The following is a 9,996-nucleotide window of genomic DNA, read 5'->3' as shown; positions in this document are numbered from 1 at the left end:
CGGAGCGCCAATCGAGGGTCGATGCACGATTTTTTAGAACAACGCCCTCCGTCGGAGCGCCAATCGAGGGTCGATGCACGATTTTTTAGAACAACGCCCTCCGTTTGAGCGCCAATCGAGGGTCGATGCACGATTTTTTAGAACAACGCCCTCCGTCGGAGCGCCATTCGAGGTTCGATGCACGATTTTTTAGAACAACGCCCTCCGTCGGAGCGCCAATCGAGGGTAGATGCACGACTTTTTAGAACAACGCCCTCCGTCGGAGCGCCAATCGAGAGCCGATGCACGATTTTTTAGAACAACGCCCTCCGTTTGAGCGCCAATCGACTCACGTTAATCGATTTCTAAGAACAATCTCTCCCGGAAGTCTCATCATAGGGCGTGCGCTCGTGTGCGCGAACGGGTCAGTTTTGGAAAGGTTGTGGGCCATGATTAGTCTGGAGACTGCCTCATACGCTCGTGAAATCACCGATTAATGGGTTGTTGACCTATTCCCATTTCAGAGGCGCATGGCTGCAGTGGGACGAACATACCTCTTGCACCTTGTTCATCGATTATCTTTCAGCGCAAACTTGATTTGCTTGGGGACAGCCCCCTGCCGCCTCTATCGTCGATGATCTTCAGCAGGAAAGGAGCGAGCGGCCTTGCGCGTATCTCTCTCTAGATGGATGATCCGCTTTACCCGCGGCTTAAGCCTGCGCGGCAAAATACTGACCTTGTACGTATTCATCCTCTTGCTGCCGACACTGCTGCTGGGAAGCGGCGTCGTTTATTTGGTCGTGCGGGGTTTTCACCAAAATTATTTGTCCACCGTGGACGAGACGGTTCGTCAGACCGCCCAGGTTGTCGATTTCAGCAAAAGAAGCTACGATCTGCTGGCCGTCCGAACGGCCACCGACGGAGAGCTGGTCGCGCGTCTGGCCCGCCAGTACGACGACATGTCCGAGGTGGTGGATACGGTGAACTACGTAGACCGCACCTTCCTGATCACGAGCAAATATTTGCCCGGCATCGTCGATTTTCGCATCTACCATACGAACGAAACGCTCGTTCAGGACGGCCAATTGTTGTGGAGACCGGAGTCCAGAACGATCGCGGGGCAGGAGGAAAGCGCCTGGTACCGGAACGCCGTCGCGTCGGACGCGCCTCTCAGATGGAGCAGCGTGCCGGGCAACGCCAAGCGAACCGTCATCACGCACAAAATTATCGACCGCTCGGGCGTCCCGCTGGGGCTTGTTTATATTTTATTGAATTACGACGCCGTATTCGGAGAGCTGCTCGACCATCCGTTCAACGATCGCGGGAGCCTGTTTATCGTCGATCACGACCGGCGCATTCTGGCCGCGACCGATCGCTCGCATATCGGCAAGCCGCTTGTCCTAAGCGAATGGTCCGGGCTTCCCGCCGAGGAAATCTCGGCTCCGGACCAGCAACTGGATCTGACGAACAGCAAGGAGCTGCTCATCGTCAAGCCGCTGTCGTCCGGGTGGAACGTCGTATCCTCCACGGCCATGAAGCAGCTTAGCGTTCAGAACCGCACCATACTGCTGCTGATCGTCGGCATCACGATCTTTTTCCTGCTGCTGTCCGTTTCTCTCATGATGGCCGTCGTGCAGAACATCGTCCGCCGCATTCGCAAGCTGGGCAGCCGGATGGTCGATGTGTCCCGCGGCGAGTTCGAAGCGGCGATCCGTTACAACGAGAGCGACGAGCTTGGCGAGCTGGAAAATAGGTTTAATCTGATGTCCGAGCGGCTGGGCAAGCTTGTGGAGGACATTACCCGGGCGGGCTTGCAGGAGAAGGAGCAGGCGTTCCGGGCGCTGCAGGCGCAGATTAATCCGCATTTCATCTACAATTCGTTGGGCCTGCTTCGCTGGAGAGCGCTGGACGCCCAGGACGGGGAGCAGATTCAAATTATCGACGCCTTGAGCACCTTCTACCGATTGACCCTTAACAATCAGATCAGCGTCATCCGCATTCGCGACGAGGTGGAGCATGCGAAGGCGTACCTGGACATCTGCCAGTTCCGGTATCCGGGCAAGGTCGGAATCGATTGGGAGATCGACGAGTCGGCGCTCGACTTGTACACGATCAAGACGGTGCTGCAGCCGATCGTGGAGAACTGCTACCAGCATGGGGCGATCGTCCGCCGGCCGGAAGCGCTCATTCAAATTTCCGTCGCCAGGCGGCAAAACCGCGTCATCCTGTCGGTATACGACAACGGGCAGGGCATTCCCGAGAACACGCTGCGGCAGCTTGCGACAGGGGGCCGGCACGGCAAAGGCAACGGCTTCGGCACCGCCAACATCAAGGAACGGCTGGCTCTTTATTTCGGCGAGGACGCCGAGTACGCGATAGAGAGCGAGCTTGGACAATGGACACGGGTCACGATCGATATGCCGGCCTGCACGGTCGAGCCGACGATCAGGAAGGGGCGATAAAGATGCTGAAGGCGCTTATAGTGGACGACGAAATTTCGCATGTGCAGGGGCTGATCCGCTTTATCGATTGGCAGGAGCTCGGCTTCGGAGCTCCGGCTGCGGCTGAATCGGGGGAGGAGGCGCTGAAGCTGCTGCAGAGCGCGAGCTTCGACGTGCTCATCTCCGACGTCTCGATGCCGGGGATGACCGGGATCGAGCTGGCGGCCGAGGCCAAGCGGCTGCATCCGCATATTCAGATTTTGATGATCAGCGGCTACAACGAATTCGAATTCGTTCAGGACGCGATTCATGTCGGCGCCCAGGCATATGTCCTCAAGCCGCTCAAGACGGAGGAGGTCGCCGCGCGGCTGCGGACGTTCCGAGACGCGCTGCGCATGCGGATGGAAGTGATGGAGCAAACCCGCGAGCTGGAGAAAAAAGTGTCGGAGAGCGTCCGGCTCGTCAAGGAGCGGTTCGTCAACGATCTGGTGGCCGACGCCATTCCCGTAGCCGAGCTTCTGGACTCCTGGCGGGAGCTGCTGCCCGTTCCCGCGCTCGAGCGAGGCTACCGGGTCATCGTGGTCGGCCTGGACCGTTATCTCGCGTCCGGGCTGGACGCCAAGCAGCGGATGCGGCTTGCCGGCGGCTTCAAGAAGACGGTGGAGATCGGCTTCTCCCACGATGAAGGGATATGGCTCGCGCAGACGTCGCCCGACGAGTTCGTGGCGCTGCATTTGAGCCCGTCTCCCGCCGCGCTTGCACTGGCCGAGAAGCAGTTTGCGTTTATTCAGACGATGATGGGCGAGCAGTACGAGGCCACGGTTACGATCGGCTGCAGCGACGAGGGGAAAGCGTGGGAGGAAGCTTCGCTGCTGTACAAGGAAATCCGCTTCGGCATGGCCAAGGCGAGACTGGTGGCGGACGGCCAGATCGTACGCCGCGAAGAGGCGGAGCGGGGCGATTTCGAGGCGTACAGAATGAGGGAGGAATTCGTGCCGGGCCTGCTTCGGCATATGGAGGCGGGGGATTCGGAGCAGGCCGCGCAGGCGATGGACCGCATCAAGGACGCGCTGCTCGCGGCCGAGGCCGCGTCGTTCTCGTATGCGCAGGCGTTCGGCATGAGCGTCCTCAGCGAGCTGATCCGCTCTTCGAAGATGAGGGGCGGGGCGGGCGCCGACGACTCCATCGTTATGTGGCGGCAGATGCTCGATTGCGGCAGCGCGGCGCAGATGGCCGAGCTGCTGGCCGAATTCGTGCGCACGCATATGGCGATCGAGCGCAAGGCGCATCTGAACCAGCAGCACCATCTGATCCGCAACGTGTCCCAATTTATCGAGGAGCGCCTACGGGAGAACTGGACGGTCAAGCAGCTGGCGGAGCAATTCAATTTGAACGCCAGCTACCTGAGCGTGCTGTTCAAGAAGGAGACCGGCCGGACGATATCCGAATTCGTGCAGCTTACGCGGATCAAGCGGGCCAAAGAGCTGCTGCAGGACCCGAACGTCAAAGTGTACGAGGTGGCCGACGAAGTCGGCATCCAGACGACCGCCTATTTTACTTACTTGTTTAAGAAGCTGGTCGGCAGCACGCCGCAGGAATACCGGGATTACGGCTATTCGGCCGATGATTGACGAAGGCGAGGGCGCAAGCCCAGACGTTCGTACTGCTCGGCGGGCGCGTCGCTTGCTTCCATCAGCTCGATCAGATGCCGCTCCATGAGAAGCTCCGCGGCCTCGTCTTCCAGCGGCCTTAGCTGCTGCGGATCGGCATCAATATCGTACAGCAGCGTGCCCATCCTGTGAGCGGGAACGAAGCTGTCGGCTTTGACTTTTAACGTGCGGACGCCTTTCGTGAAGGCGAACGGCTCGGCCAGCGTCAGCCCCTGCAGCTCCTCCACGGAGAACAGCGAAGCCATATGGGTCGGCATCAACGTATAGTTGTACAGCGGCGAATTATCGGGCTTCGCCGGCGCGCGCATATAGACGTAGCGGCCGTCGGTGCAGTTGACGTGCGCCCCGTGGATGCCGAACAGCACGGCTTCGCGGCTGCGGCGGCTTGCGGCCTCGGCTTGCCGCGCCCGCGTCAGCGGGATGCCGTTCATATCCGGGGCGGCCGGCGCGCCGAACGCCTCCAGCAAAGTCGGAGCGAAATCGATCATCTGCGTCAGCTGCCCGCAGCGCTCGCCCCGCGCTCCGGTGCGGGGATCCCAGACGAACAGCGGAGCGCGCGCGATCTCGTTATAGAACGGCATCATGCTTTTGCCCCACCAGTCATGCTCCCCGAGCAGCAGTCCGTGGTCGGTCGTTACGATCAGCATCGTATCCTCCCACAGCCCATACTCGTCCATGGCGTCCAGCACCTTGCCGAGCGAGGCGTCGCACATGCTGAGCAGCGCGGCGTATTCGTAACGGCAGTGCTCCGCTTCTTCCCTCGTCTGCCTGACGCGCTCGTAGTTCGGCCAGTCGAACGGCTTGCCGTCATAGTCGTGCGGATACAAGTCTCTATAGGCCTGCGGCGCGAAGAAGGGCTCGTGCGGATCGAACGACTCGATCTGCAGCAGCCAGTTGTCCTCCCGGCGATTGGAGCGGATGAATTCCAGCCCCCGTTCGAAGGTCCGGGATTGAGGGTGGCTCTCTTCCGTCTTCATATACTGCCGATTGATCCAATCCTGGCGGAACAGCCAGCCGCGGTAGCCTTCGTAGCGGACGGCATGCTCCGGAATTTGCGGATCGGCGACCTCTCCCTTCCACGGATCGCCTTCCTGTCCCCGAACGTTGTCCCAGGTCGTATACTGCCCGTGGTATGTGGCTCCTCCGGCTTCCCAATAATGATAATGATCGCTGACCAGATGCGAGTAGACGCCTTGCTTGCGCAGAAGCGCCGGCAGGGAATCGTCGAACGGCTCGAGAGGACCCCAGCTTCGGTGCAAAAAGTTGTAGCGGCCGGTGAGCAGATCCCGTCTCGCGGGCATGCAGGGCATGCTGCCCACCCAATGGTTGTCGAACGTGACGCTTCTGTCGGCCAGCCGGCTAAAATTGGGCGCGTGGACGTCCCGGCCTCCGTAAGGCGGCAGCATATGGCGGTTCAACGAGTCGAACATGACGATAATCGCTTTCATGACGGCACCTTCCTTGCGGCGTTATCGAGGCGCGGGACGAAGCTTGGCTGTTATCCTCTGCATAGAGGAGCGGGGACGATGTTTGTCGCCATATCCGCTTCATCAAGGAGCGGGACCGACTGTTTGTCTCCGCAGCCTCTTCGCCGACGTGCGGAATTCAAGCTTCGTCCCCGACTATCCGCCTCGTATTCTCTTCATTATAGCCTGGCAAGCCCGGGGAGCCGACCGGACGGCGATTGGTTTTTTTGCGTTTTGATTGCCTTCGGGCGCGGAATCATCATATCGTCCATGATTATCATGAGATCGTCAATGGCCTCGGACGGCGATATTCCGTACGATAAGCGCATGAGAAAACGAGGTGAGCATATGAGCATACAATTTCATTCGGATCAACGGTTGTTCTCGATCGCCACGGCGGGCAGCTCTTACGTGTTCGGCCTGAACGACAAAGGCACGCTCCAGCATCTGTACTGGGGAGACCCGGTCGCGGCGGCCGATTGCGCTCCGCTGCTCGGTTCCGGTTCCCACAGCTCGTTCGACGCCGCGCTGGACCGCGAGGTCGAGGAATACGCCGGCTGGGGCGGGCTGTCGTATATGGAGCCTTCGCTGAAAGTACGGTGGCACGACGGCGTGCGCGACTTGCGCCTGATCTACGACGGCTGCCGCATCGATGAGGCGGACGGCAAAGAAACGCTGACGATCGTGCTGAAGGACGAGTCGTATCCGCTGGAAGCGCGTCTGACTTACTCCGTCCGGCCCGGCCTCGACCTGATCGAGCGCGCGGTCGTTCTCGTCAATACAGGCGACCGCGACATCGTGCTGGAGAGCGCGCAGTCGGCCGCCTGGTCGCTGCCGGAGCTTCCCGCTTACCGGCTGACGCATGTGACGGGCAAATGGTCCGGAGAGTTTCAGCTGCGGAACACGATCCTCTCGGAAGGCAAGAAGGTGCTCGAATCGCGGCGCGGCTTCACCGACGGCCACGCCAATCCGTGGTTCGCGATCGACGACGGCCGCGCGACCGAGGCGGCAGGCCGAGTCTGGTTCGGCGCGCTCGGCTGGAGCGGCAACTGGAAGATCGCCGCGGAGAAGACGGCGTTTAACCGCGTGCGGGTGACGGGCGGCATCAACGACTTCGACAGCGAGTGGACGCTGGCCGCCGGCGAGAGCTTCGAGACGCCGACGTTTGTCGGCGGATATTCCTCCGCGGGCTTCGGCTCGATGAGCCGTCAGCTGCACCGGTATCAGTACGATTATGTATCGCCTGCCGGGGAATGGCGCAAGGTGCTGTACAATTCGTGGGAGGCGACCTACTTCGACGTCAACGTCAAGGACCAGACGGCTTTGGCCGAGCGCGCGGCGAAGCTTGGCGTGGAGCTGTTCGTCATCGACGACGGCTGGTTCGGCCAGCGCAATCACGACCGCGCGGGTCTGGGCGACTGGCACGTCAATCCGGACAAGTTCCCGAGCGGACTCGGCGAGCTGATCGGCAAGGTGCGCGAGCTGGGCATGGATTTCGGCATCTGGGTCGAGCCGGAGGCCGTCAACCCGGACAGCGACTTGTACCGCAGCCACCCGGACTGGGTGTACCACTTCCCGACGCGTTCGCGGACCGAGCTGCGCAACCAACTGGTGCTCAACATTTCCAAGCCCGAGGTCAAGCGTTACATCGTCGATTTTATGTCCAAGCTGCTCGGCGAGAATGACATTTCCTTCGTAAAATGGGATATGAACCGGACGATTACCGAGCCGGGCATGCAGGACCATCCGCTGAACCGGCAGAAGGAGCTGTGGATTCGCCACGTGCGCAGCCTGTACGAAATCTGGGCGGAGCTGCGCGCGAAGTTCCCGAACGTCGCGTTCGAGACGTGCGCGGGCGGCGGCTCGCGTATCGACCTCGGCATGCTGCGCTACGCCGACCAGGCGTGGCCGAGCGACAACACCGACGCCTTCGATCGGCTCAGCATTCAGGAGGGCTTCTCCTACGTCTATGCGCCGAAGCTGATGACCTGCTGGGTGACCGAGGCGGTAAGCGGGATGAACAAGCGGGTGACGTCGCTGCCGTACCGGTTCCACAGCGCGATGACGGGCACGCTCGGCATCGGCGCGAACCTGAACGAATGGAGCGAGGAGCAGCTTGCGGAAGCGGCCGGTCTGGTGGCGCAGTACAAGGAGGTTCGCCCGCTCGTGCAGGGCGGCCGGCAGTACCGTCTGGACGCGCTGAAGCATAAGGGCGTGGAGGCTGTGCAGTACGTCGGCGGAGACGGCGAGGACAGCGTGCTGTTCGCCTTCCTGCATTCGCAGAAGCTCGGCGACCGGCTGCCGCGCCTGTGCTTGCAAGGGCTGAAGCCCGACGCCGACTACGAGATCGAAGGCGTCGACGGCGTGCGTAGCGGCCGGGCGCTGATGCGAATCGGCATGGAGCTGCCGCTGCGCGGCGACTTCGACAGCCTGATGTATCCTATCCGGGAGCGGCGGTAACGTCCGTTCCGGCAGAAGGGGAAGTCAATCCTGATGCGCGCTTCGGTACGCGGAAGGGGACTTCCCCATTATTTTTTTAAATAGCCGGGAGAAATAGTAAGGGTCCTGGAAGCCGGCCCGCAGGCTGACCGCCTTCACGCTCTGATCGGTGAGGGCGAGGTACTGGCTGGCCGACTGGATTTTCAACCGCAAATAATAGTCGATCGGCGAATAGCCGGTTCTTTTTTTGAACAATTGGGTGAAATGGGGGATCGACAGCGCCGCCTGCGCCGCAAGCTCGGCCAGCGAGACGTTGTCCTCCAGACGCTCCGTCATATACCGCAGCGCCTGCTCGATGTTGGGCTGCCTGCGCGGATTCGGCGTCTCCTGCCTTCCGGCGTAAGCCAGACGGATAATGGCGGCCAGATGGCCGGCAAGCTGCGAGGCGTAAATGACGTGCTCCAGCGAGTGGCCCTGGCGCAGAAACTCGTAGCATTCGTCGAACAAGCCGATAAACGCGGCCGAGCGCTCCACCGGAATCGGGAAGGGCTCGGCGCTGCGCTCCGGGCCGAAGAAGGAGGAGGCGTGCTCCCCTTTCATATGAAACCAGTAGATCGTCCAGGGAGACTCCTCCGAGGAGCCGTACTCGTGAGGGGCGCCGGCGGGAATGACCGTAAGCTCTCCCTTGCGAACCTCGTGCCGCCGCTCGCCGTCCAGCCCGACCCATCCGGAGCCTTCCGTGCAATACATGATCACGTAGGCCTCGATGCCCTCCGTCCGTCTCCAGTAATGGTTGCGCGCTTTCGGGAAGCAGCCGATGTCCGTAATATGCAGCGGCCGGACGAGCGGATGGGCGGCGTATTCGTCCATCATATGAACGGGAAGCGCAAGCAGTCTCTCCTGATCCCCGGATCGTCTATCCATCGTTTCGTCCTTCCTCCCATCCCTTTTTCGGACCTGATTGCCGATCGTTCTTATCCTCATATCGTCCATCATTGCATGCGGATTGTCAATGGCGAGCATTGCCGGAATTTTGCTTCTTTACAACTGACTCCGAATCAATTATTATTGACTCAAGGTCATTGACTATAAATCAATTATTAATGGGGAGGAAGAAAAATGAATCAGAAGGTTATTTTAATTACGGGAGCGTCTTCCGGCATCGGCAAGGAAACGGCCAGGAAGCTGTTGGCCGAAGGGCATACGGTCTATGCGGCGGCAAGACGGGTCGAGCAGATGCGGGATTTGCAGGAGGCGGGCGCGATTGTCGTGCCGCTGGACATGGCCAAGGAAGAGACGATTCGGGCGTGCGTCGATCGGGTGATCGGGGAACGGGGACGGATCGACGCGCTGTTCAACAACGCCGGCTTCGGCCTCTACGGCAGCGTGGAGGAAGTGAGCATCGACGACGCGCGCTACCAGTTCGAGGTTAATCTGTTCGGCCTGGCCCGCCTGACGCAGTTGGTCGTGCCTCATATGCGGGCGCGGCGCAGCGGAATCATCATCAATACGTCCTCTGTCGGGGGAAAAATCTACACGCCGCTCGGCGCCTGGTATCATGCGACCAAGCATGCGCTGGAGGGATGGTCCGACTGTCTGCGGATCGAGCTGAAGCCGTTCGGGATCGATGTCGTGGTCGTCGAGCCGGGCATTATCGTAACCTCGTTCGGCAGCGTGATGAGCGCTCCGCTATTGAAGCAGTCGGGCAGCGGTCCGTATAAGGAGCTGGCGCGATCGGTCGCGCAGACGACCGAGAACGCCTATCGCGCGGGAGGCGGCTCGTCCCCCGCCGTGGTGGCGAACGCCGTATCCCGGGCCATTGCCGCCAGAAAGCCCAAAATCAGATATGCCGTAGGCAAAATGGCCAAGCCGCTGATTTGGCTCAGAAAATGCGTCGGCGACCGGACCTTCGATCGCCTGGTCATGAGTCAGGTCAAATAGCGTCCGTGAATCGGGGGATTCGCCTTGACAAGCCGTCCGGCGCGACTTAGGATTGACCTT

The 9,996-nt window shown here is 60.7% G+C and carries 6 protein-coding genes; 4 read left to right on the top strand and 2 right to left on the bottom strand.

The features are described 5' to 3' along the window. Positions 1-644: 644 nt before the first annotated feature. Both ACFFT4_RS10895 and ACFFT4_RS10890 read left to right on the top strand, forming a co-directional pair. On the top strand, positions 645-2,441 hold the full coding sequence (locus ACFFT4_RS10895; RefSeq protein ID WP_378047535.1) for a sensor histidine kinase: 1,797 nt from the start codon (positions 645-647) through the stop codon (positions 2,439-2,441). A gap of 2 nt (positions 2,442-2,443) precedes the next feature. Further along, positions 2,444-4,051 (top strand): response regulator transcription factor, encoded by a 1,608-nt coding sequence (locus ACFFT4_RS10890; protein ID WP_378047533.1) that lies wholly within the window; start codon positions 2,444-2,446, stop codon positions 4,049-4,051. Here ACFFT4_RS10890 and ACFFT4_RS10885 read toward each other — a convergent pair. Continuing rightward, the gene (locus tag ACFFT4_RS10885) at positions 4,033-5,538 is read right to left on the bottom strand and encodes a sulfatase family protein (protein WP_378047531.1); all 1,506 of its coding nucleotides are present in this window, start codon (positions 5,536-5,538) and stop codon (positions 4,033-4,035) included. The two genes, ACFFT4_RS10890 and ACFFT4_RS10885, sit on opposite strands and share 19 nt — an antisense overlap. 366 nt (positions 5,539-5,904) lie before the next feature. Between ACFFT4_RS10885 and ACFFT4_RS10880 the strand changes: the two genes are divergently transcribed. Further along, positions 5,905-8,016: an alpha-galactosidase gene (locus tag ACFFT4_RS10880; RefSeq protein WP_378047529.1), complete on the top strand. Its 2,112-nt coding sequence runs from the start codon at positions 5,905-5,907 to the stop codon at positions 8,014-8,016. A 24-nt stretch (positions 8,017-8,040) separates the two neighbouring features. Here ACFFT4_RS10880 and ACFFT4_RS10875 read toward each other — a convergent pair whose 3' ends face one another. Next, positions 8,041-8,919 carry an AraC family transcriptional regulator gene (locus ACFFT4_RS10875; protein ID WP_378047528.1) on the bottom strand — a complete coding sequence of 293 codons (879 nt, stop codon included), beginning with the start codon at positions 8,917-8,919 and terminating at the stop codon, positions 8,041-8,043. Between the two features lie 195 nt (positions 8,920-9,114). On the opposite strand from ACFFT4_RS10875, the gene ACFFT4_RS10870 reads away from it, so the two are divergent. Next, positions 9,115-9,936, top strand: coding sequence for an oxidoreductase (locus ACFFT4_RS10870; RefSeq protein WP_378047526.1), 822 nt, complete (start codon positions 9,115-9,117; stop codon positions 9,934-9,936). The last annotated feature ends 60 nt before the right edge of the window (positions 9,937-9,996 follow it).

The organism is Cohnella cellulosilytica, from assembly GCF_042431195.1.
GTDB classification, from domain to species: domain Bacteria; phylum Bacillota; class Bacilli; order Paenibacillales; family Paenibacillaceae; genus Cohnella; species Cohnella cellulosilytica.
The sequence above is the reverse complement of the archived record's forward strand: the minus strand, read 5'-3'. Positions and strand labels throughout refer to the sequence as shown.